Origin of the sequence: Acuticoccus sp. I52.16.1 (assembly GCF_022865125.1) — a bacterium.
GTDB lineage: Bacteria > Pseudomonadota > Alphaproteobacteria > Rhizobiales > Amorphaceae > Acuticoccus.
This window is the reverse complement of the sequence record NZ_CP094828.1, coordinates 3,750,619-3,773,671: the sequence shown is the minus strand read 5'-3', so window position 1 is coordinate 3,773,671 and position 23,053 is coordinate 3,750,619. Positions and strand designations below refer to the sequence as shown.

9 protein-coding genes are annotated in these 23,053 nt (G+C 70.5%); 4 read left to right on the top strand and 5 right to left on the bottom strand.

From position 1 onward, the window contains the following. Positions 1-170: 170 nt before the first annotated feature. From MRB58_RS24885 to MRB58_RS16950, 3 genes are all read right to left on the bottom strand, one after another. Positions 171-7,214: an autotransporter outer membrane beta-barrel domain-containing protein gene (locus MRB58_RS24885; protein ID WP_244778288.1), complete on the bottom strand. Its 7,044-nt coding sequence runs from the start codon at positions 7,212-7,214 to the stop codon at positions 171-173. A 458-nt stretch (positions 7,215-7,672) separates the two neighbouring features. Further along, on the bottom strand, positions 7,673-14,731 hold the full coding sequence (locus tag MRB58_RS16955; RefSeq protein WP_244778287.1) for a LamG-like jellyroll fold domain-containing protein: 7,059 nt from the start codon (positions 14,729-14,731) through the stop codon (positions 7,673-7,675). 165 nt (positions 14,732-14,896) lie between these two features. Then, on the bottom strand, positions 14,897-15,838 hold the full coding sequence (locus MRB58_RS16950; RefSeq protein ID WP_244778286.1) for a LysR substrate-binding domain-containing protein: 942 nt from the start codon (positions 15,836-15,838) through the stop codon (positions 14,897-14,899). Positions 15,839-15,954: 116 nt separating this feature from the next. Here MRB58_RS16950 and MRB58_RS16945 point away from each other — a divergent pair, with 116 nt between their 5' ends. From MRB58_RS16945 to MRB58_RS16935, 3 genes are all read left to right on the top strand, one after another. Continuing rightward, positions 15,955-16,824 carry a pirin family protein gene (locus MRB58_RS16945; RefSeq protein WP_244778285.1) on the top strand — a complete coding sequence of 290 codons (870 nt, stop codon included), beginning with the start codon at positions 15,955-15,957 and terminating at the stop codon, positions 16,822-16,824. Between the two features lie 259 nt (positions 16,825-17,083). Next, the gene (locus tag MRB58_RS16940) at positions 17,084-18,019 is read left to right on the top strand and encodes a pirin family protein (protein ID WP_244778284.1); all 936 of its coding nucleotides are present in this window, start codon (positions 17,084-17,086) and stop codon (positions 18,017-18,019) included. A gap of 139 nt (positions 18,020-18,158) precedes the next feature. Continuing rightward, positions 18,159-19,415, top strand: coding sequence for a DUF5996 family protein (locus MRB58_RS16935; RefSeq protein WP_244778283.1), 1,257 nt, complete (start codon positions 18,159-18,161; stop codon positions 19,413-19,415). A 70-nt stretch (positions 19,416-19,485) separates the two neighbouring features. Here MRB58_RS16935 and MRB58_RS16930 read toward each other — a convergent pair whose 3' ends face one another. Further along, a complete protein-coding gene (locus MRB58_RS16930; RefSeq protein ID WP_244778282.1) occupies positions 19,486-20,490 on the bottom strand; it encodes a helix-turn-helix transcriptional regulator in 1,005 nt (334 codons plus the stop codon). 302 nt (positions 20,491-20,792) lie between these two features. Between MRB58_RS16930 and MRB58_RS16925 the strand changes: the two genes are divergently transcribed. After that, entirely contained in the window at positions 20,793-22,400 is a 1,608-nt protein-coding gene (locus MRB58_RS16925; RefSeq protein WP_244778281.1) for a DUF1254 domain-containing protein, read from the top strand. Between the two features lie 135 nt (positions 22,401-22,535). Here the strand turns inward: MRB58_RS16925 and MRB58_RS16920 are convergent, their stop codons facing one another. Beyond that, on the bottom strand, positions 22,536-22,745 hold the full coding sequence (locus MRB58_RS16920) for a cold-shock protein (protein ID WP_244778280.1): 210 nt from the start codon (positions 22,743-22,745) through the stop codon (positions 22,536-22,538). Positions 22,746-23,053 lie beyond the last annotated feature (308 nt).

Genomic DNA, 23,053 nt, shown 5'->3' with positions numbered 1-23,053 from the left:
CGCGCGTGCAGCAAAAATGCAGTTCAACCCAGCCACCAGCACAGTCTATCTTCAACTGATGGCACAATACCCACGTTGATTGCGAAATCCACTTGCCGTCCGCCCCGCGCGGCGACGACGCGGGCGCGGCATGGCCTGCATGCCGCACCGACCGCCATGCGATGCCGTGTTCAGAACCGTTTGTTGATCCGCAGCATGCCGCCATGGCTCGAGAAGTCGTTCCCGAAGGCGCCGTTGTACTCGACCCGCGCGTCGATGGCGGACGGCGCGTGCGACAGCGTGAGGCCGATGTCGACCTCGGCGATCGCGGCCGCGATCGGCACCGTCGACTCGAACGTGCCCGAGGCGCGGGGGGCATATTCGAGCCGCGCGTCGGTCTCCCAATCGTCCAGCGTCGAGAAGCTGGCGCCCAGCACCGCGAAGCCGCCGATCCGCAATCCGTCGCCCAACATGCGGCCGAGGCCGAACTCGATCGCCGGGCTGGCGACGAAGGCCACGCGGTCGTGCGGCGAAACGTCGAGGTTGTAGATGCCGCCACCGCGCTCAGTATAGCCGCTCGCGTGGGTGTAGACGACGTCGAGGTCGACCCGCGGCTGGACGTATCCGAACGCCAGGTCCGCCTGGTAGGCGGCGCGGATCCGGCCGCCGATGGTCGCGAGGTCGGTGTCCCCCTCGGCCGTGCCGGCGAAGCCCGGCATCAGCACCGTGCGGCGCGTGTCGTAGGTCCCCCAGCTCCCGGAGAACCCGCCCGACACGGTAATCCCGCCGAAGCGCCGCCCCACCGAGGCCGAGAGGTAGCCCGATGCGCCCTCGACGCTGGAGAGCCCGTTCGAGGCATCGAAGTCGCTCTGCTCGAAGCCGGCCGCGCCGCCGACGATCCAGCGGTCGGAAACCTCCGCCTGCGCGCCGATCGCGAGGCCCCAGGTCGGCCCGTCGTAGCCGTCCTGACCGCGCTGGCCGACATGGGCGCCCCGGCCGCTGGCCCAGGCACACACGTTTTCGTCCACCGTCTGCGCGCCGAACAGCTGGCGGCAGTGCAGCGCCGCGTCCAGCCGCTCGCGCATCAGCGTCGACTGCGCCGCCGCCATCGCCTGCGACGCGCCGGGCGTCAGCGTGGCCACCGCGCGGGCATAGTCGGCCCCGTCGCCGACCTCGGCGAGATCGGCGAGGGCGGCGAGGGCGGTGGCGTAGCGCCCGGACCCGCCGTCGAAGATGGCGTCGAGATGCGACGCGGCGGCCCGCGCGTTGGGGGTGAAGTCCTCGAATGCGCCGGCGAAGTCCGTCCCCGCGACGCTGATGGCGAAGTCGGAGCCGACACGGCGGGCCGCATAGTCGACCACGCGGGTGTCACGGGCCGTCAGCGCGCCGCCGGCCCGGCCCGCGGCGCTGACGACCGCGATTTCGACGTCGCGTTGCAGCGAGATCGCGTCGATCTCCACCGTGCCGGCGAGGCTGACGTCACCGCCGACCTCGAGACGGTGGGCGGTGCCGGCGGCGAAGTCGGCGCCGACGCGCAGCGTGCCGGAGCGGGCCTGCGTATAGTCGCCCGTGACCGAGAACACGCCGAAGCCCGTGCCGCCACGCGAGGCGGCGCTCCGCGTCTCTCCCGCCGCTGCCGGGACCACCGCCCCGGTGACGGCATCACCCGCTCCGGCGGTCAGGTCGATCGCACCGGCGTTCACGACGCTCGCGGCGCTGGCGCCGTCCGGGTTCCAGACGCCGCCGTTCTGGTTGGAGATGGTGCCGACCGTCTCCCCGCTCGCGTTCACCATCGACACGTCGCCATTGATGGTGCCGGAGTTGTTCACCGTGAGCGTGCCGGCATAGGCGGTCTCGAAGCGGTACGCCAAGGCGTCGCCGTCCCCGGCCGAGACGATGGCGCCGGCGGCGATATTGGAAACGTTCGACGTCCCTTCCGAGATGAAGACCGCCGTCCCGTCGGCACCCGTGCCGCCGACGACGGTGCCGGCCACGTCCACCGTCACGGTGTCGCTGGCGGCGCCGAGGCTCTGCGCGAAGATGCCCGCCGAACCTTCGCCGGACGTGCTCAGCGTGCCGGCCTGATGCACGTAGACGCTGCCGCCGACATCCCCGCCCCCGGCCGAGCCGAACGAGACTCCGCCCGCGTCGCCGACGATCCCGCCCCCGCCGGCGATCGACTGCGCGACGATCCCGAAGGCCCGGTCGCCCGTGGTCGCGAGGGTGCCGTCATAGGTGACGCTGACCGCCCCGCCGTCGCCGGCGCCGCCGTTGGTGCCGATCATGCCGCGCGCGCTGGAGAGGCCGCCGCCGACGTCGCCCGCGAGACCGCCGCCCCCGCCGACCGACTGGGCGAGGATGCCGAACGCGCCGTCGCCGTGCGTGGTGATGCTGCCGGTCATGTCGACCGTGACGGTGCCGCCGGTGCCGCCGGCCGTGCCGTCCCCGCCGACGGTCGCGCTGGCGATGGACTGCGCCGCACTCGACCCGCCGACCCCGCCACCGCCACCGACCGACTGCGCCAGGATCGCGATGGCCCGGTCGCCGGAGGTGGTGACGGCGGTGCTCCCGCCGATGGAGACGCTGGCGCCTTCGCCCGAAGCGCCGCCTTCGCCGCCGACCGCGATGTCGGCCGACAGCGACAGCTTGCGCACCGACGGGGTCGAGGTGCCGGACGCGCCGACGCCGCCGCCGCCGCCGATCGACTGGGCGAGGATGCCGAAGGCGTCGTCGCCGGCGGTGGTGATGGTGCCGCCGCTCGACGCGTCGAGCGTCACCGTGCCGGCGTCACCGGCCGCGCCGCCGCTGCCGCCCCTGCCGCCGCCGATCGAGATCTGCCCCTTGGAGTTGGTCGAGCCGTCCGCGCCCTGACCGCCGCCGCCGCCGATCGACTGCATCAGCACACCGTAGGCGTGTCGGCCCTCGGTGCTGATCGACGGTGTCTTGCCGTCGCTGGCGTCGAGCGTGACCGCGACCGCATTGCCGACGCCGCCGGTCCCCCCGGTACCGCCGACCCCGAGGTGAACCTGGACCCGGGCGTTGACCGTCTGCGAGACGGCGGTGCCGCCGGTGCCGCCGCCACCGCCGAGCGACTGGGCGACGATGCCGTCCGCGTAGTCGCCCTTCGTCGCGATCGTCCCGCCGTGCGTGACGTCGACGTCGCCGCCGTCGCTCCCGGTCCCGCCGGTGCCGCCGATCTCGGTGTCCATGTCGAATTTCGGCCCGCGGATGATGCCTTCGTAGGCGCCGCCGTCGCTGGGGGCGCCCGCGTCGTCGCCCATCGAGCCGCCGAGGCCGCCGCCACCGCCGATGGACTGGGCGTGGATGCCGTCCGCATCGTCGCCGGTGGTCGTGATCGATCCGTCGGCGGTGATCATGACGGTGTTGCCGTTCTGGCCGGAGCCGCCCGCGCGGCCGACCGCGACGCTCACCGACCCGGTCACGCCGAGCTTGTCGTCGTCATCACCGTTGCCGCCATCGTCGCCACCGCCGTCGTCGTCGCCGGCGCTGCCGCCGCCACCCTCGCCGCCGTCACCTTCACCGTCGCCGCCACCGATTTCGTAGGCGGCGGAGAGGCCGATGGTGCCGCCGGTCGAGGTGCCGCCGCCGCCGCCGATCGACTGGACGAGGATGCCGCGCGAGCCGGAACCGGTGGTGGAGATGGCCGTCCCGGATGCGGTCGTGACGAACACCTCGCCCGCCACGCCGCCGGAGCCTCCGGTGCCCCCGAGCCCCATCTCGACCTGCGCGACCGCGCCGCCGCCGAACTCGTTGTTGACCGCGCTGCCGACGCCGGCATTGCCGCCGCCCCCGGCGATCGACTGCACCACGACCGCCTGGGCGTGGTCGCCGGCGGTGTCCACCCGCGAGCGTCCCTTCAGGTAGAGCACGGCCTCGCCGCCCGAGCCGCCGCCGCCACCATCGTTGCCGACAGAGGCGGAGGCGTTGAACTGAACCGTGTCGGAATCGCCGATGACGGACGCCAGCGAGGACGCGCCGCCGGCATTGCCGCCACCGCCCCCGACCGACTGGATGACGATGCCGTGCGAACCGTCGCCGCCTGTCAGAATGTGGCTGAGGCCGGCGACGGTCGCCTCCGCCGCCCCGCCGTCGCCCGCCACGCCGCCCTTGCCGCCTACCGCCACCGACGCCGCCGCAGCGAACGAGGTGCCGTCGAAGTCGGGCAGGAGCAGGGCGAGCGCCTTGCTGGCCGAGGCCCCGCCCGTGCCGCCGCTGCCGCCGACCGACTGCACGACGAGGCCGATCGCGTCGGTCGCATCGGCGATCAGCTCGTTCTGCACGCCGTAGCCGGTCGCGACGCGGGTCGAGCGCAGCACAGCGTCGGCATTGCCGCCGTCTCCGCCCGCGCCGCCGCCGGCGCCGATCGAGGTGGCGAAGCTGAAGCCGACCGCATCGTCGATCGCCGAGGCCGCGCCGCCGGTGCCGCCGCCGCCGCCGATCGACTGGGCGACCACGCCGTGCGCATGAGCGCCCAAGGTAAAGACGAAGCTGCCGCCGAGGTCGATCGTCGCCGACTGGCCGGCCCCCGCATTACCGGACGTCCCGCCGATGGAGATGGGCACGAGGGTTTCTCCGTTGGTGGAGCTCGCGCTGCCGCCGGTGCCACCGCCCCCGCCGATCGACTGGGCGAGGAGCGCAATGGCGTTGTCGCCATTGGTGCTCGCGGCATATTCGCGAAGCACGATCGACGCCGGCCCGCCGGCGGCCGCGGCCCCGCCGCTCCCGCCGATCTGCACGTTGAGGCCCTGCACCGCGCCGATGCCGGTGACGCTGCCGCCCGTCCCGCCACCACCCCCGATCGACTGCACGACCACGCCGTGGGCGAAGTCTCCGTAGGTCGTCAGGAAGGCCCGGCCGACTGACGGTGCGCGGGTGCCGGAGTCCGGATCGGTATAGGAATACCCGTCGGCGCCGGTGGCGCGCGAGGGGCAATTGTTGTCGTAGAAGTTGGTCACGCACGCGGCGCCTCCGTCGCCGCCCCCGCCGGCCGATCCGCCGACACCGAAGCCGACACCCGCCACCGAGACGTCGAGCGCGTCGCCGCCCGTGCCGCCGCCACCGCCGATCGACTGGGCGAGGATCCCATAGGCGTGATCGCCCGCCGTCAGGATCGTCCCGCTCACGTGGTAGATCAGCGCGTTGCCGCCGTCGCCGCCGCCGGAACCCGTGCCGCCGACGGAATAGAGCCCGCTGCTGCCCGCCGCCGATCCGCCGCCGCCGCCGACCGCCTGCGCGAGCAGGCCGATCGCCGCGTCGCCGACGGTCGCGACGTTTCCGTTCGAGGTGATGCGGGCGGTCGGAACCGCCGAGGACGAGGACTGCGCCCCGGCGTCGCCGCCGATGGAGAGCGCACCGCCGGACGTGCCCGCCGCACCGCCGCCGCCGGAAATTCCCTGCGCGACGATGGCGTTCGCGCCATATCCTTTGGTCGCCACGTCCCCGGTGTTGTTGATCGTCACCGTGGCGCCGACGCCGCCACCGCCGCCGTCGCCGCCAAGTCCGATCAAGAGGCCCGTGCCGACGCCGCCGTGCCCCCCGCCGCCGCCGATCGACTGGCCGAGGACACCGTAGGCATACTGGCCCTCGGTCCCGAGCCTGGCGCCGTTGTCTATTGTGACGTCGCCGGCATTGCCGCCCGGCCCGCCCGTGCCGCCCCCGCCGACGAGGACGCCGGTGAAGTCTGCGCCGACCCCGCCTCCCCCGCCGAGCGAATGCAGCGTGATGCCGTTGGCGTAGTCGCCCACCGTCTCGATCGAGGTGCCCGCGTCGGCGTTCACCGTCACGGTACCCCCGGCGCCGCCGGTGCCGGCGGTGGCCGCGTTCCCCCCGCCGATGCCGCCGATCGACTGGGCGAGCATGGCGTAGCCGCTCGCCCCCCGGGTGACCACGCGGCCCCCGGCGAGGATATCCAACTCGATGTCGCCGCCCGCGCCGCCGGCCCCGCCGCTCGAATCGCTGGCGCCGTTGCCGCTGCCGCCGTCGCCGCCCGCGCTCAAGGCGACGATGCCGCTGACGTCGGTCCCGCTGACCGTGATCGTCCCGGCCGAGTGGGAAACCTTCGTCGTCGCGTCCGAGGAGCCCGGCCCGCCGGCGCCGCCGACGTTCTTGTTGGACGATTCGCCTCCGGATCCGCCGGTCGACCGTGCCATCATCGCCGCCGACTGGGCCGCCGGAGGCGCGGAGAACGTGGCGTCGATCGTGATGTCGGCGCTGTTGGTGAGGGCGACGTGCTTGCCCCCCTCGCCCTTCCCGCCCGGATCGGAATTGTCGTTCGACGTGTCGCCGACATTGCCCGTGCTGTAGCCGTAGATGCCAATTACGCCGTCGGTGGTCTCGTCGCCGGCCCAGTAGATCGAGATGTCGGCGGTGTTGGTGACGGTCGGCTGCGCGCCGGTGCCGCCCGAGCCGTTGTCCGGCCCGCCGGTGCCGCCGTTGCCGCCCGCCTCGATCGCGCGGGCGAAGTTCGTCCCGAGCAACGGCGTGTCCGCCGAACCGATGGTGATCGCCGCGTTGTTGTTGACGGTGACGTCCTTGGCGTCGCCGCCGTTGCCGCCACGCTCGTCGCGCGCGCCGTTGCCCTGGGGACCGCCGTCGCCCGCGATCGACTGGGCGAGGATGGCGCGGGCCGCGACCGGATCGATGGTGCCGCTGCCGGTGATCGTGATGGTCCCGTTGTTGGTCACGGTGACGATACCGCCGTCGCCGCCGCGGCCGCCGTTGTTGCCGAGGCCCGAGGGCTGGACGCCGTTGCCGCCCTGCTGGGTCACGAAGATCGGGCGGATCTCCGGGGCAGTGCCGCCCAGCGCGGTGATGGCGCCGTTGTTCGTCAGCGTCGTGGTCCCGCCGTAGACCGCAGTGCCCTTCTCGTCGTCCGCCCCCTCGACGTCGCCGATCCCGTTGTTGCCGACGATGTTGACCTCGAGGATCTCTTCCTGGTCCGAGGTGATGGCGGCGTTGTTGGTCAGGACATAGTCCGACTGCACCCCGACCGGGTCCGCCAAAACCGTCACATTCGAGATCGCCGCGGTGTCCGGGATAGTGCAGGTCGCGGGTTCGGTGTCGGTCGCGGGCGACGGGGCCGGGCACGAGTAGTTCTGCGCGCCGGCCGGCGATGCGGCGAGGATGCCGAGCGCCGATGCCGAAAGGAGAAGCGCGAGACGAAGCGTCCCGGCGCACGTGTGCTGCGGGGTCGTCGATGCCGGCGTGTCGGTCATAGGATGCGGTCGCACTCGGTCGCGGATCGGAGCGCCACGGCGTCGCCCGGAACCGCCGAACTCCGGAGGCTTCGAGACTGTGCCGGTGCAACGCTCCCATCGGCAGGTTGTCATTTCCACCGAGGCACCATGATTTCGGGGCGGAGGATAATCACAACCGCGGCAGATGCGCGGGGGTGCCGGCCGCCCTCATCATGTGTGGCAACTCCGCCACTCGGGCGGCCTGATCTTGCGCGAACTTGTGCGATTGTTCGCGGCGCGCCGCCGTGCCGGACGAGGGCCGGCGCCGTAACCTCCTATCGCGGCTCCGCTTATCCGAAATTCGCGCCCGGCCCGCGGCGGCTCACCGCCCCCAGCCGCGCCGCGCGTCCATCGGCCGACGCCGGAACCGCGGCGGGTTCGCCGCCGCGGTTCTCCTCCTGTCTCCATCCAACGTCCGGCCGATGGGCCGGGCGGCATCAGATCAATGCGAAGTCGCCCCACTGGGAGATGTCGCCGACCAGCGTGAGGTCGTCGCCGTGGTGCAGCACCGGCCCGTCCTCGCCGGCACGGTTGAAGCGCAGGACGTCGTCGTCGAACGTGACCGCCGCATCGTCGTCGACCGCGATCACTCCGCCGTTTTCGCCGGCGATGTTGCGGCGCAGGTCGCTGCCCGTCACCTCGATGGTCGCACCGTCGCCGGCGAAGACCACCCCGCCCTCGCCGCCCGCGATGTTGTTGATCAGCGTGCTGCCGGCGAGCGAGAGGTCCAGCGCCGCGCCCTCCGCCTCGCCGATGGCGAAGACACCGCCGTTGCCGCCGGCGCTATTGCGCACCGCCTCCAGCCCCGATCCGTCGATCGTCGCCTGGCCGCCCGCCACGTGGAGCACGCCGCCGTCGCTCTCCCCCGCCACCGCGCGGTTGCCGGTGAAAGTGGCGTCCGAGAGGTTCGCCGCAACGCCTTCGCCGAAGGCGAACACGCCGCCGTGGGCGACGGCCTTGTTGCGGGTGTATTCGCCGCCGTCGACCGTGAGGCTCGTCCCGTCGCCGGCCCAGAGCACGCCGCCTTCGCCCCACGCGGTGTTTGCGGCCGCGCCCATGTCGGCGAGGTGCACGACCGCGTCGTCGCCGAGCGCGAACACGCCGCCACTGCCGCTCGCCGCATTGCGCGCGAACATCGCCCCGTCGACCGCCAGGCTGGCACCATCGCCGGCCGCGATCACGCCGCCATGGCCGAGCGCGCGGTTGCCCTCGTATTCGCCGCCGACGATCGAGATCGTCGCCCCGTCGCCCATCGCGATCGCGCCGCCGTCGGAAAACGCCGTGTGGCCGCTCATGTCGACGTCGGTGAGCGTCAGCGTGACGTCGTCGCCGGCGAGGATCGCGCCGCCGTCCGCGTCCGCCACCGGGCGCATCACGATGCGGCCCTCTTCCAAGCCGAGGTCGGCCAGTTCCACCGTGGTCCCGTCCGCGATGGCGAAGATGCGCCCGGTGCGGTTGGCGTCGATCGTCACCTGCGCGCCGGCGATCGCCACGTCGTCGGTCAGGTCGAGCGTGCCGTTGCGCAGCGCCATCGTACCGCCGGCGAGTGCCGCGTCGAAGACGATCGTGTCCGCCCCCTCGGCCGCATTGGCCAGCGCCACCGCCTCGCGCAGCGAGGTGACGCCGTCGTCCGCCACCCGGTCGCGCAGCGTGTCGACGACGATGCCGGCGGGCGCCGCCGCCTCGGAGAGGTCGATGATGGCGACGTTGTCGAACGTGGCGCCGGCGACGCCCCAGGAGTAGACGCCCGCCGCACCCGCTTCGGCGTACCGCGCCTCCAGGTCGTAGGCGAAGAGCTCATGCCCGTCGACGGTGACCTGCATGGTCCCGTCCACGCTCTCCGCGGCGAGGTGGAAGGTGTCGCCCGGCGTGTAAGTGGTGCGCACGCGGCCGATGAAGGCCTCGTAGCCGTCCACCACCTCGACGAGGGACGCGAGGTCGGCGTGGGCGTCGATCTCGAGCTTGTAGTAGTTGTCCGCATCGACGTAGTTCAGCATGAAGCCGACGCCGCCGTCCTCGCCTTCGGGAGCGGTGACGTCCGCCTCGATGGCATAGTCGGTGAGCGCGGTGTCGCCCTCGTAGAGCGCATAGGTCCCCTTGTGCAGGGCGTAGACACCGTCGCCATGAGGCGACCAGCCTCGCTCCCACACGTCCGACGTGCTGGCATAATCCCAAGTCAGCTCGCGGCTATATGCGCCTTCCTGCTCCACCAGCGCCCCGTCGACGACGGCCCAGTCGGCGGAGCCTTCGGCCGCCTTGCCCGCGCCGTCGAACTCGGTGGTGTCGACGATGAGCCACCCGTCCATCGACCCGTCGTCGAAGGTCTCGGCGACGACGAGCCGCTCGCCGCTGACGACGTCGACGACCATCGTGTCGCGATCGTCGCCCACGGTCACGGTGACGGCGGTCTCTCCCGCCGCGAACTCGCGCACCAGCACCTCGCCGGTGAGTCGGTCGTCCTCGAGCGTGAAGACCGGGGTGGAGCCGGTCGACATCGAGGCGTCGACGCGGACCGTCTCCACGCCGTCACCGTCGAAGTCGACGACGCGGATGTCGGCGCCGGCGTCCGCCTCGTCGCCCGGCGCTCGCACGGTGATGTCGTCGAAGATCGAGCCGTCGTTGTCGGAGGAGTAGAAGCCGACGGTGCCGGCCGCCAGCGGGTCGGTGTCCGTGACGATACCGCCGAAGAGCTGCACCCCGTCCAGCGACACGCCGATCGCCCCGCCCTCGGCGGTGATCTTCACGTCGACCTCGTCGTAGAAGGTGTAGCCGCCGGCCTCTTCGGCGATCACCGTCTCTTCGCCGTCCTCGACGCGAACGAGCTGGCGGACGTTGTCGGCATTGGAGATCTGCAGGCGGTAGTGGTCGCCGCTGACCTCGTCGTAACGGAAGACGACGCCCATCGTATGATTGGACAGCGACATCATCGTGGTCTGCAGGACCATGTCGCCGATCAGCTCGCCCTCGCGCACGAAGACGTTGTCGGCGGTCTCGGACAGGTCGTAGAGCGCGCCTTCGACCCCGTCGACGCCCGGCGCCTGCTCGCGTGAGTTGGCCGAGCCCTTCACGTCGAACGGCGTGTTCAGGGTGCGGATGCCGGCGAGTTCCATGGAGCCGGGCCCGTAGTCGGCCGCGTCCAGCGAACCGTCGAAGGTCCACTGTGTGCTGAAGCCGCCGATCCCGTCGACCGGCCCGTCGGCATCCACGCCGCCGAGCGCGGCGATCTCATCGTCCGTCGCCACGCCGTCGACGAAGGTGAAGGCGCCGAGCGACACCTCGTTGGTCTCGTCGCTGTCGTCGGAAAGGATATAGAAGCCGTCCTCGGCGTCGAAGGCCCAGCGCGACCCGTCGCTGACGTCGTCGTCGACCACCTGGGTGCCGACCTTCTCGCCGTTGATATATTTCGTCATGACGTGCGCGCCGTCGACGACGCTGAAGGTCACCGCGAGCCGGTTCCACGCATCGTACGCGAACGCGCCCTCATAGGTGCCGGAGATGCCGACACCGGCGGTGCCGTCCCCCTTGTCGTTGAGGAAGAACTCGGCGTCACTCGCGTTGGTCATGTCGGTCTGGAGGAGCGCGGTGTAGCCGGACTCCTGCCCGCTGGCGACGTAGATGTCGTAGACCAGCGTGTACTGCGCGACAGCCCCCGTCGCGCCGTCGGCGGACACCTTGATGGCCTCGGACGAACCGAGGGCGCCGATCGTGACGGCGCTGGCGCCGACCCCGTCCTCGATCGCCGGCAGGCCGAGCTCGACGTCGCTCCCGAAGGTGAGGAGGCCGCTGGTGTCGATGTCGGTGGGAGCCTTCCAGCCGGCGGCGTCGCCGTCGTTGAAGTCGTCCGAGAAGTAGGTGGCGTCGGTCTCGACGATGACGCGCGTCGTGTCGGTCGAGGACACGCCGTGCGCGGTCTCGACCGTGAGCGTCACGTCATGGACGCCGGCTTTCATCGCGACGGTCGGCTCCAGACCGCGGGCGACCACGTTGCCGTCGCCATCGCGCCAGACGTAGGCGGTGACGTCGTTCTGCTGGTCGACGGTGAAGGCGGCCGAGAGCGTCACCTCGGCCGTCTCGGCGCCGGCCTGTGCCCGTACGATCTGGTCGTCCCCGGCTTCGGCGACCGTCTCGGCGTCACGCTGGCCGATGCCGGCGTTCTCGATGGTCTCCTCGTGGCCCTTGTAGGGGCCGGTCAGGCCGTCGCGGTCCAACTCCTCGGACCCGCGCACGGCGGTGAAGTAGGTGTCGAGTTCGGAGAAGTAGGTCTCGGTGTAGACCGCGTCGTTCTCCGGGTCGATCGTCACCAGGCGGATCGCGCCGTTGCCGCCGTTGGCCCCCTGGCTGGAGAGGCCCGCCCCGGTGATCTCGGTCGAGACGCCGCCCTGGTAATTCACCAGCATCTGGTAGACGTCGTAGCCGTAGGCGTTCGAGTCGATCGTCGTCTCGGCACCGTCACCGAAGACGTGGCCGCCGAAGGTGAACACCACGTTGGAATGCCGCGAGACGACGTCCCGCCACAGCATCTCGCCGTCCCAGGCGCCCTCGTCGCTGTCCTGCAGGCCGTAGTCGTAACCGGCCGGCTCGGCCGCCACCTCGTCGCCGATCGCATCGAGGCGCCCGTCGAAGTTGGTGGAGGCGTGCTCGATGACGATCGCGTTGCGGTCGGCGTGCTCGGTGAGGACGTCGTCGGCCCAGCGCATGACGTCGTCGCGCTGGCCGAACTCCAGGTTCAGGATGATCCAGCCGGTGCCGTCCGGCGCGTCGTAGAGGTGGTAGTTGTTGTCGATCCGGTCGGGCTCCTGATCGTAGCCGCCGCCGTAGGTCGGATCTTGTGACATGTACGTGACGGAGAAGGCGTCGTTCATGTTGTCGGTGTCGCGCACGTCCGACTTGCCGTTGGTGCCGATGTCGTGGTTGCCGGGCACCACCGAGAACGGGACACCGGCCTTGCGCAGGTTGTCGAACGCCTCGAAGGCGACCTCCCACTCGGCGTCGGTGTTGTTGTTGACGATGTCGCCGACGGAGGAGACGAAGCCGATGCCCTTGTTCTCGGCGTTGTCCGCCAGCCACTGGAACATCTGGTTCATGGCTTCCGGGGAGGCGCTGTCGCCGTTCGGGTAGTCCTGCGTATCGGGGACGATGGCGAAGGTGTAGGCGTTCTCGCCGGCGACGCGCACGCGCACATTGTCGGTCAGCGTCACCCCCTCGGCGGTGGTCCCGGTGACGACGAGGTCGGCGTAGTCGTAGGTCGCGCCGAAGTCGAGCGAGAGGACCCCGTCGGCGATCGTCGCCTCGACGACGTCGCCGTTCGAATTCGTCACCGAATAATCGTGCGAGCCCGCGCCGAAGACGGTGGCGAGGTCGTAGGTGGCGCTCGCCGTGTCCGGGGTGACGAGCAGGTCCTTGATGGGCTCGGCGACGGCGATCACGTCGGTCAGCTCGACGCTGGAGAAGCCGAACTCGATGGTCGGCTCGCGGTCGTCGAAGCCGATCTGCAGCGGCGCGTCCTCGTCCAGCACCAGCGGATAGAGCCGCTCCGCCGAGCCGACCAGCGTGATCTGGTCGGTGGCGGTCGACAGCAGCTCGCCGTCCGGACCGCCCGCGGCATTCGTGGACACCTCGAAGGACGTGATCCGCTGGGTGGTCGTGTCCCACCCCGTGGCACCGGCGACGCCGAACCGGGCCGTGTCGCCGATGACAGCCTCGAGGTCGATCTCGGTCTCCATCAGCGGCGTGGACGGCTTCACGTCCTCGTCGTTCAGGTAGACCCGCATGGTCGTGCCGTCGTAGTCGACCCAGGCGTGCAGCGTCTCGCCGCCGTCGAGCTGGAACGGCAGCTCGGTGACGGAGACGACACCCGCGTCTCGCGCGCCGTGACCGACCACGATGCGCATCGCGTTGTCGGACGTCTCGGGGTCGTTGGCGAACAGGTCGAAGATGATCGACACGATCGGGACGTTACCGTCCGGGATGCCCATGTTGCCGCCACCGCCGCCGAGGTAGTTGCCGCTCCGCGGACCGTCGATGCGCATCGCGAAGCCATCGGCGCTCTTGCCCACCTCGTCGATGATCTTGAACGACATGCTGGTCTCGAAGGTCAGCCCGTCGGTGGCGACGGTGTCCTTGGCATAGAAGCCGCCGACGCCGCCGCGGCCTTCCTCCATCAGCTGGACCGGAGCGACCTCGACCTGGCCGGGCAGCAGCTCGGGCTCGTCGAACGGGCCGTCGCCGTCGACGGGGCCGAGCGCGGCGACCTCCTCGGCGCTCAGCGGCAGCGGCGACAGGCCGAAGTGGGCGAGAGCGCCGGTCCCGGTCTCCCCGTCGGCGTCGGAGAGAATGAAGAACTTCTCGTTCGGCGACAGCGTGAAGCGGTCGGTGTCGACGGTCTGCGTTCCGACGAGCTCGCCGTCGATGTACTTGGAGAGCGTCGACGTCCCGTCGCCCTGGTCCTCGACGGTGATCGCGATGCGCGACCACTCCGCCACCGGCACGGTGCCGGAATACTCCCCGTCGAGGCCGAGGCCCATGTCGGAATCGACGAACAGATCGCCGTCGCCGACATTGGCGAACGCGGTCTGCAACAGGCTGACCCGCCCGTCCGTGACGGCGTCGAGGCGCACGTCCCACACCGCGGTGAAGCTCGTCACCTTCTGCGAGATGTCGGGCATCGTGACGGAGATGCCCTCGCGCGCAGTGTAGGCGGAAAAGGCGAGGACGGGGATGTCCTCGCCGCCCGGCCCCTCGATACCGAGCTGCGACGGGTGGGCGAGGATGCTCTCCCCCACCCGCTCGGGCGAGCCGAAGCCGAAGCCCTCGAGGTCGACGCTGGCGGCCCCGTAGCGCGGCGTCACGTCGGCGCCGGCGAAGTCGATCTCGATGGCGCCGGCACTCGGTTGCTCGGCGAAGAACCCGCCGGCACCGGCGGTCGCCCCGGCGGCGACCACCGCCTCGACGTCCGTGTCGGTGCTGAAGAAGACGTCGGACACCGCGAGCGGCGCGGTCTCCTTGCTCTCGTCGGTGAAGAGGGTGAGGCCGAGTTCGCGGGTGATCTCGAAGCGGTCGGTCCCGCCGACGTTCTGCGTGCCGACGAGCTGGCCGTCGATGTATTTGGTGAGGATCGTATCGCCGTCGACGACGGATACGCCCAGCACGATGCGCGTCCAGGTATCGAACGCGACTTCGCCGTCATACTGGCCGGAAATACCGATGCCGAGCGTCCCGTTGCCGAGGCTGTTGTCGTGCAGGAAGATGTCGCCGTCGTCGGTATCGGGGCCGAGCTGGGCGAGGCCGATCCAGCTCTGCGTGGTCGAAGGGACGTAGAGGTCGAAGCCGATCACCCACTCGCGGATCGGATCGCCGCCGAGCGCGGGACGGATCCGCAACGACTGATCATGGTCGAGCGCGTCGACCTTCAGGATATCGGCCTCGGCCCCGCCGATGCCGGGGATGTTGAGCTCGGTCGTCGTGCCCAGTTCGACTGCGTCGTACACGCGCGCCATGGATCGCCTCCAGTTGCTCTCTCGAGCGGGTCCTTAACGGAGGCGAGAATTACGATTTGGGCTGTTAGGACAAATCGATTATCTTTTGTCATTATATAGGTCAGGGCTATGAAACGCCCCTAATCGCGGCGCTGGCGGCCGTCGCGGCTCGCCCGGCGGCGCCGGTCAATCGGCCGGCGTCTCGTGCTGAGAACGCACGTACACGTTGGCACGGGAGCGCTGAACGGCACACTCCCGGGCGAGAAAGTCGACCAGTGCGCGCACCGATGGCAGGAGCCCGCGGCGCGACGGGAAGACGGCGTGGACGATGCCGGCCCGCGGTCGCCATTCCGGCAGAACGTGGACGAGGCGGCCGGCGGCCACATCCTCCCAGATGAAGATGGTCGGCAGTTGCACGGCCCCCACGCCCGCGATCGCCGCATGACGCAGAGCCGACATGTCGTCCGTGATCAGTCGCGGCGTGTGCGGAACGCTCGCCACCTGGCCGTCGCCATGGTGCAGCTCCCAGGCGTGGTCGCGGTGGCGGGGTCCGAGGTCCAGGCTGGGCAGACGGCAAAGGTCGACCGGTGTCTTCGCCGTCCCGTCGACTAGCGCGGGCGCGGCGACGAGGCACTGGCTGCTCTCGTCGAGCCGCCGCATGACGAGGTCGCTCGGCTCCAATGGCGGCAGACGCACGCGGATCGCCAGGTCGAATCCCTCCGCGATGACGTCGACGCGGCGGTTGGTGCTCTCCAGATGCACCTCGATCAGCGGGTTCTGCATCATGAAGCGGGCGACGAGCGCGGCGAACTGAAAGGACAATAGCGCCGAGGGACAACTCATCCGCACCACGCCGCGGGGCTCGGCCTGCACCTCGGCGACCACCTGCTCCGCCGCCTCCGCCTCGACCAGCATCGCCACGCAGCGCTCGTGAAACTCGCGGCCGACCTCGGTCACCGAAAAGCGGCGCGAGGAACGATTGAGCAGGCGCACGCCGAGCCGCTCCTCCAGCGACAGGACACGGCGGCTGAGCTTCGACTTCTGCACGCCGAGCGCGCGTGCCGCCGCCGAGAAGCCGCCATGATCGACGACCGCCGCGAAATAATAGAGGTCGTTCAGGTCCTGCATCGTCCCTCTGATAGGACGCTGCGTTGCCATCGGCAATCTTTTTAGCCTATCGTTGCAGTATTAGCTCTCGGTCTCGCAAGCGTCGGCATCAAGACGCGCGGGCTCCGAGGACACACATGGCCAAGAAGATCCTGGGTCGCTACAGCAACGAGCGGCAGCATTGGGTGGGTGACGGCTTCCCCGTCCGCTCGCTCTTCTCGTACAATACGCTCGGCGCGCACATCAGCCCGTTCCTGCTGCTCGACTATGCCGGGCCCCATACCTTCGCGCCGACGGATGAGCAGCGCGGCGTCGGCCGGCATCCGCATCGCGGGTTCGAAACCGTCACGATCGTCTACGACGGCGAGGTCGAGCATCGCGATTCGGCCGGCAACGGCGGCGTGATCGGCCCGGGCGACGTCCAGTGGATGACCGCCGCGGGCGGCATCGTCCACGAAGAGCGCCACTCGCCGGGCTTCGCCAGGACGGGCGGGCCCTTCCGCATGGTGCAGCTGTGGGTGAACCTCCCGGCCAGGCACAAGATGGCCCCCGGCGGCTACCAGGCGCTCCCCAAGGCGGACATCCCGGTCGTCTCTCTCCCCCATGGCGCGGGCGAGGCCCGCATCATCGCCGGCGCCTTTCGCGGCGCGGTGGGCCCGGCGCGGACCTTCACCCCGATCAACGTGTGGGACCTCGACCTGACGGCCGGCGCCGATCTGGCGCTCGAGCTGCCGAAGGGTCACACCGCGATGCTCGTCGTCCTGAGCGGGCACGTGACGGTCGAAGACGGGCACGAGGCGGGCGCCGCCGAGGTGATCCTGCTCGGCCGCGACGGACACGATGTCGACATCCACGCCGACGGCGCTGCGACGCTCCTCGTCCTGACGGGCGAACCGATCGACGAGCCGATCGTCGGCTACGGCCCGTTCGTGATGAACACCGACGCCGAGATCCGCCAGGCCGCCGAAGACTTCGACGCCGGCCGCTTCGTCACGCCCACGGCCTGACGCGGCGCGCCCCCCCCCCCCCATCACATCGAGAAACGGAGCCGTCCATGGCCAGCGAAGACATCCGCAACCCAGCCGCGTGCAGATGTACTGCGAGCTGCAACGCGACTGGGGCCGCGAGGCGACCGTCCCCGGCTTCATGGACGTGTTCGAAAGCTTCGACGGCTTCAATCCCGAGACGGCCGCCGCCGCCTGACCGCCGCCGGCGCCACCCGCGCGCCAGCCCGTCACCAAGGACTATTCGAGAGGATCAAAGCGCATGAGCTGGAACCCAGCGATCGAACCGGGCTGTCCCGACGAGGTGGGCCTCGACGCGATCGAGACCCTCATCGTGCCGCGGGCGCGTGACCTCGGCGGATTCGAGGTGCGGCGCGCCCTGCCGGCCCCGAAGCGCCAGATGGTCGGCCCGTTCATCTTCTTCGACCAGGCCGGGCCGGCCGAACTCCTGACCGGCCAGGGTGTCGACGTGCGGCCGCACCCGCATATCGGCATCGGCACCGTCACCTACCTGTATCGCGGCGACTTCCATCACCGCGACAGCACGGGGGCGGACCAGATCATTCGGCCGGGGGCGCTGAACTGGATGGTGGCCGGGCGCGGCGTCACCCATTCGGAGCGCACCAGCGCAGCCGCCCGGACCGGCCCCAACAGCCTGTTCGGGATCCAGACCTGGCTCGCCCTTCCCGACGCGCAGGAGGACATCGCCCCCTCCTTCGAGCACCACGGCAAGGAAACGCTGCCCGTCATCGAGGACAGCGGCGTCTCGGTCCGGCTGATCCTCGGCACCGCCTACGGCGAAGCGGCGCCGGCGACGATGCACTCGCCGACCTTCTACGCCGACGTGCGGCTCGAGCCCGGTGCCCGCCTGCCGCTGCCCGACGATCACGAGGACCGCGGGCTCTACATCGTCGACGGCTCGATCTCGGTCGCGGGGCAGGACTATGCCCCCTCGCAGATGATGGTCTTTCGCCCCGGCGACCGGATCACCGTCGCCGCCGGCGAACGCGGCGCGCGGCTGATGATCCTCGGCGGCGCAACGCTCGGCGGACCGCGTTATATCTGGTGGAACTTCGTCGCCTCCTCGCAGGAGCGGATCGAAGCGGCCAAGGCCGAATGGCGGGCGCAGAACTGGGGCAAGGGCCGCTTCGACCTGCCGGCCGACGACCGGGACGAGCACATCCCCCTGCCGGACTGACCCGCCCCCAAGATTCGGCGGCCGACGAACGCGGCCCGGACGCGGCCCGGACGCGGACTGGACGCGGCATGGCGCCCGGCCCCGGTGAGGACAGCACGCACGGCGGCGACGTCCCGCCCGGCGACATGGAGGACGCAAAATGCGCGACACGTGGCCCCAACTCGACTACCTCGGCTGGCGCGAGACGTGCGCCGCCCTGCATCTCTACCTGCAGATCGCCGGCAAATACCGGATCGCGCACGCGCCCTGGCTGAACCATTCCTGGTCCGCGACCTTCCATGTGACGCCGCGTGGCCTCACCTCGTCGCTGATCCCGGACGGTCCCGGCATCGAGATCCGGTTCGACCTGCGGGAGCACACGGTCAGCGGCACCAGCGGTGACGGTCGCCGGGCGCAGTTCGCGCTGGGCGCCACCACCGTCGCCGCCTTCCACGCCGATTTCGTGCGGCTGGTGACGGACCTCGGCGGGACGCCCACCTTCGACGGGCGGCCGAACGAGCTGCCGAACCCGGTGCCCTTCCGCGAGGATCACCGCGACCGCCCCTACGACCGCGACGCCGTGCACCGGTTTCATCGGGCGCTGCTGGCGATCGATGGGGTCTTCCAGACCTTTCGGACGTCGTTTCTCGGCAAGTCGAGCCCCGTCCACCTCTTTTGGGGCAGCTTCGACCTGGCGGTCACCCGTTTCTCGGGCCGGCGCGCGCCACTCCACCCCGCCGGCATCCCGGCCCTTCCGGACGACGTCGCCCAGGAAGCCTACGACCGCGAGGTCGCGTCGGCCGGCTTCTGGCCCGGCGGCGGCGGGATCGACTACCCCGCCTTCTACGCCTACGCCTACCCCACGCCGGGGGGCTTCCGCGCCGCTCCCGTGCAGCCCGATGCCGCATTTTGGCACGACGGCATGGGCGAGTTCATCCTCCCCTACGAGGCAGTGGCGAGCGCCGCCGATCCCGGCGCGGCCCTCCTGTCCTTCCTCGTGTCGACCTACGAGGCCGCGGCCGACCTGGGGGGCTGGGACCGGGACCTGCTCGACGGACCCCAGGGGCGCCCCGGACGGGTGCGGACGCCGGACGCCGTCGCGGCCACGGCCGCACCACCCGCCACCGAGGCGCCCGTGGAACGGGTCGATGGTGCCGCCAAGGGGCGCTACCGGCTGATCGTCGACGGTTCCGAGGCCGAGATGACCTACAGCCGGGCGGGCGAGCGGCTCGTCATCATCGACCACACGCACGTGCCCGCCGCGCTGCGGGGCCGCAAGGTCGGGGAGCGGATGGTCCGGCAGGCGGTGGAGGACGCCCGCCGCGACGGGATCGCCATCATTCCGCTCTGCCCCTTCGCGAAGGCCCAGTTCGACCGCCATCCCGAGTGGCAGGACGTTCTGCGCCGCCCCTCGTAACGACGTCCCCGCCCACGGCCGCCCGCTTCGCCGGCGCCAGGGGCGTCCGGGGCCGCCTCGCCGCACGGCGCTACCGCGCGGCCGTCAGGAGGCGGTAGTCGCTGGGCGTGACGCCGGCGAGCTTGCGGAAGGCGCGCGAGAAGTGCTGCGGGTTTTCGTAGCCCGCCATCGCGGCGATCTCGCCCACTTTGAGGGAGGCGTCGCCGAGCCACTGGCGCGCGAGGTCGAAGCGGGCTTGCTGCACGATCTGCGCATAGGTCGTGCCCGAGACCTTCAGCCGCCGTTGCAGCGTTCGCGGGCTCGTGCCCACCAGCTCCGCCACCTGGGGCAGCGAGACCGGCACCTCGCCGGCGACGACATAGGGCTGGATCGCGGACCGGAGCGCGGCGGCGAACGTCCAGGGGGCGGCCTCGTCCGTCAGCGGCGCGGCGGGGCGATGGGGGAGCGTCCCGGCCGGGAGCAACGCCTCGCGCTCGACGAGGATCGAGGTGAGCGGATGGCCCGAGCGCACGCGCGTCATCCCGAACGCCTCCAGCGCGACGCCCGGCACCTCGGCGCGTGAGACCAGCGTCATTTCCTGCGGCGCCCAGGCCGGTCCGGCGACGCTGCGTACCACCGCGATCATCGCTTGCAGGTTCACCCACTCGACGAGGCAGGCATGAGGGTGGCGGGCGAGGCGCGGCATCGCGATCGACACCCGCAGGTGCTCCCCCTCCCAACGCATCGCGCCGACGAGGGCGCTGTCTTCGATGGTCGCCAGGCGCAGCGCGTGCTCCAGCCGCTGCAATCCGCTGACCGCGCTCAGGATCGACGATTGCAGCCTGACGTCGAGCGCCCCCAGCGACACGTCCCGCGACCCGAGATAGCCGAGCTCCATCGTCGTCAGATCGCGCCCGGTGTGCGCCATCCACGGCAGCGCCAGCGGCAGGCTGACGTAGGCATCGGGCTGCGTTTCGATCGACCGGGGCAGCGGCGAGCGGGCCAATGCCTGCTCCACGGGGACGCCGTTCTCGCGAAACACGCCGATGAAGAGACGGAGGTGCGCCGCCCGGAAGATGAGCGGTGGCGTCGTCACACCGAGCCCGCCGCGCGCCGGGACGGGGCGCGCGAGGGTCTGCTCCTGGCCTCCCGAACCGGCACGATCGTTCCGCCTCCGCCGCCCCATGGACCGGCGGCGCGACGCCGCCGGCCAACCTCGACGTTTCGACATATTCCAAATCGGTCGACACGTGAAAAGGAATGTTGCCGTCCATCGATCGAATGGGAGCGGAGCCGGCGAACCGGCGGCATCGCGAAGATTGGCGTGAAATGGGCAAGACACAACCGGGGGTTCCCCCTAGCGTCATACCAAACACGATTGTTTAGGAGGAACGCTCAATGCTTGTTCGATCGGTCAAGCTCGGCGCCGCGTGCGCGCTCTTCGTCGCGACCGCGGCAGCGGCCCAAGGGCCTGACGCCGGTCTCGCATCGGTCTCGACGCCTGGCAGCGTCGAGTCGCGTCTCGGCACCCTCACCTTCCAGGACGGCGCGCCGAGCGAGGCCACCGCCACCGCCGTCTACGACCATCTCGACTTCACCTACGCCTTCCGCGCCTTCACCGACGCCTTCCAGGGCGTGAGCATGCAGGCGTTGCACGAGGGCTTTGTCGCCGCCGGCATCAAGGACGGCGAGATGCTGGTGTTTTCCGAGTTGATGGACTCGGCATCTCTGTTCCTGACCGCAAACGCCGACACCATCTACTATCTCAGCTTCTTCGACCTTTCGGACGGGCCGATGGTGCTGGAGACGCCGCCGGGCGCGCTGGGCACGATCGACGACATGTGGTTCCGCTGGGTGATCGACTTCGGCCGCTCCGGGCCCGACCGCGGCGAGGGCGGCAAGTATCTCATCGTCGGTCCGGGCTACGACGGCGTCCTGCCCGAAGGCGGCTTCTACGTCGCCCACGCGCGGACGAACCGCGTCATCATGCTCGGCCGCTCGTTCCTGACGGACGGCGACCCAGCGCCCACCGTCGAAGCGATCAAGGCACACACCCGGCTCTACCCTTACGCGCCGGGGGGCGTGGGACTGTCGATCGCGCGCTACCTGGAGGGCGGGGTCGAGCTGGGGCGCGCCGCCGAGCCCGAGACGCCCGTCTGGCACGAGGGCACCGGCCGGGTGATGAACACCATCCCGCCGAGCGACGCCTCGTACTACGAGATGCTCGACGCGCTGGTGCAGAGCGAGCCGGCCACGGCGCTCGATCCGGAGCTGATGGGGCCGATCGCGGCGGTCGGCATCAAGAAGGGGCACGACTTCGCGCCGGATGCGCGGATGAAGGCGATCCTGGCGGAAGCGGTCGCGGTCGCGAATGCCACCGGCCGGACGCTGGGCTTCTCCCCGCGCGATCCGGAGTGGACCTACTACGAGAATTCGCAGTGGTGGAACCCGCTCTTCGCCGGGGGCTACAACTTCGAGACGCCGCTGCCCGAGATCACCGCCGAGGGCGCCAAGCCCTACCCCCCGACGGGGTACAAGCAGAACGACGCGCGGACCTCGTTCTTCTACATGGCGACCGGCATCACCCCGGCGATGGCGATGCGGCTGGCCGGTGTCGGCTCGCAATATCTCTTCGCCGCGAAGGACGCGGAGGGCCGCTTTTTCGACGGTGCCGAGACCTACAAGGTGACGTTGCCGAAGGGCATCCCCGCGGCCGCCTTCTGGTCGTTCACGCTGTACGACAACCAGACCCGCTCGATGCTGCAGACACCGCAGAAATATCCGCGTGCCGGCAGCCAGAACTACCCCTCGCCCGCGGCGCAGGCCGATGCGGACGGCACGACCACGGTCTATTTCTCGCCGGAGCAGCCGGCGGACGTCGGCCGGGGCAACTGGATCCAGACCGATCCGGCCAAAGGCTGGGTGCTCATCCTGCGTCTCTACAGCCCGTTGGCGGCCTTCTTCGACAAGACCTGGCAGCCGTCCGAGATCGAGGTGGTCCGTTAGGCCGGGCCCGGCGACGGGCGGACGGAACGCCACAAAAAAAGCACCAGCCGCGCGGGCGCGGCTGGTGCTCCATACCGGCCGATGGCCGGGAACGGTTGCTTCGGCGGCGCGGACGCGCCGCCGAAGCGGGATCGATTAGTTCTCGAGCTGCAGGTTCGCTGCGGACTCACGGCCGTCGCGGCCCTTCTCGATGTCGAAGCTCACCTTCTGACCTTCGTCGACCTGGCTGAGGCCAGCCCGCTCGACGGCAGAGATGTGCAGGAACACGTCCCGCGAGCCGGAATCCGGCTGGATGAAACCAAAACCCTTGGTGGCGTTGAACCATTTCACGGTGCCAGTGGCCATCGTGTCACTCCTTCATATTCGCTGCCCGCAACGTGCGGCAGTCGTGGCGCCGTCAGAGCAAAATCGCAGACTGCAGCCAGAAAGGAGACAGTGGTCGATAGTGATAACTTAGCATCCCGCAGATAGCCGCTTTGTCACCCCGTTTCAAGGTCTTTTTGCACGAGGCACCATCATACCGCATTTGGAACAAATATTTTTCATTGGCCGGGCATGTAAAGCGGCCGACCGGCGGCCCAAAACGGCGGCCAGCCTGGGGATTTTCATGGCCCGGGCGCGAGAGTTCGCCGCCCCCTCCGCCCGGGCACGGA

Coding starts and splice junctions, on each gene's coding strand:
- MRB58_RS24885 (WP_244778288.1), bottom strand. CDS start 7,214: ATGACCGACACGCCGGCATCGACGACCCCGCAGCACACGTGCGCCGGG.
- MRB58_RS16955 (WP_244778287.1), bottom strand. CDS start 14,731: ATGGCGCGCGTGTACGACGCAGTCGAACTGGGCACGACGACCGAGCTC.
- MRB58_RS16950 (WP_244778286.1), bottom strand. CDS start 15,838: ATGCAGGACCTGAACGACCTCTATTATTTCGCGGCGGTCGTCGATCAT.
- MRB58_RS16945 (WP_244778285.1), top strand. CDS start 15,955: ATGGCCAAGAAGATCCTGGGTCGCTACAGCAACGAGCGGCAGCATTGG.
- MRB58_RS16940 (WP_244778284.1), top strand. CDS start 17,084: ATGAGCTGGAACCCAGCGATCGAACCGGGCTGTCCCGACGAGGTGGGC.
- MRB58_RS16935 (WP_244778283.1), top strand. CDS start 18,159: ATGCGCGACACGTGGCCCCAACTCGACTACCTCGGCTGGCGCGAGACG.
- MRB58_RS16925 (WP_244778281.1), top strand. CDS start 20,793: ATGCTTGTTCGATCGGTCAAGCTCGGCGCCGCGTGCGCGCTCTTCGTC.
- MRB58_RS16920 (WP_244778280.1), bottom strand. CDS start 22,745: ATGGCCACTGGCACCGTGAAATGGTTCAACGCCACCAAGGGTTTTGGT.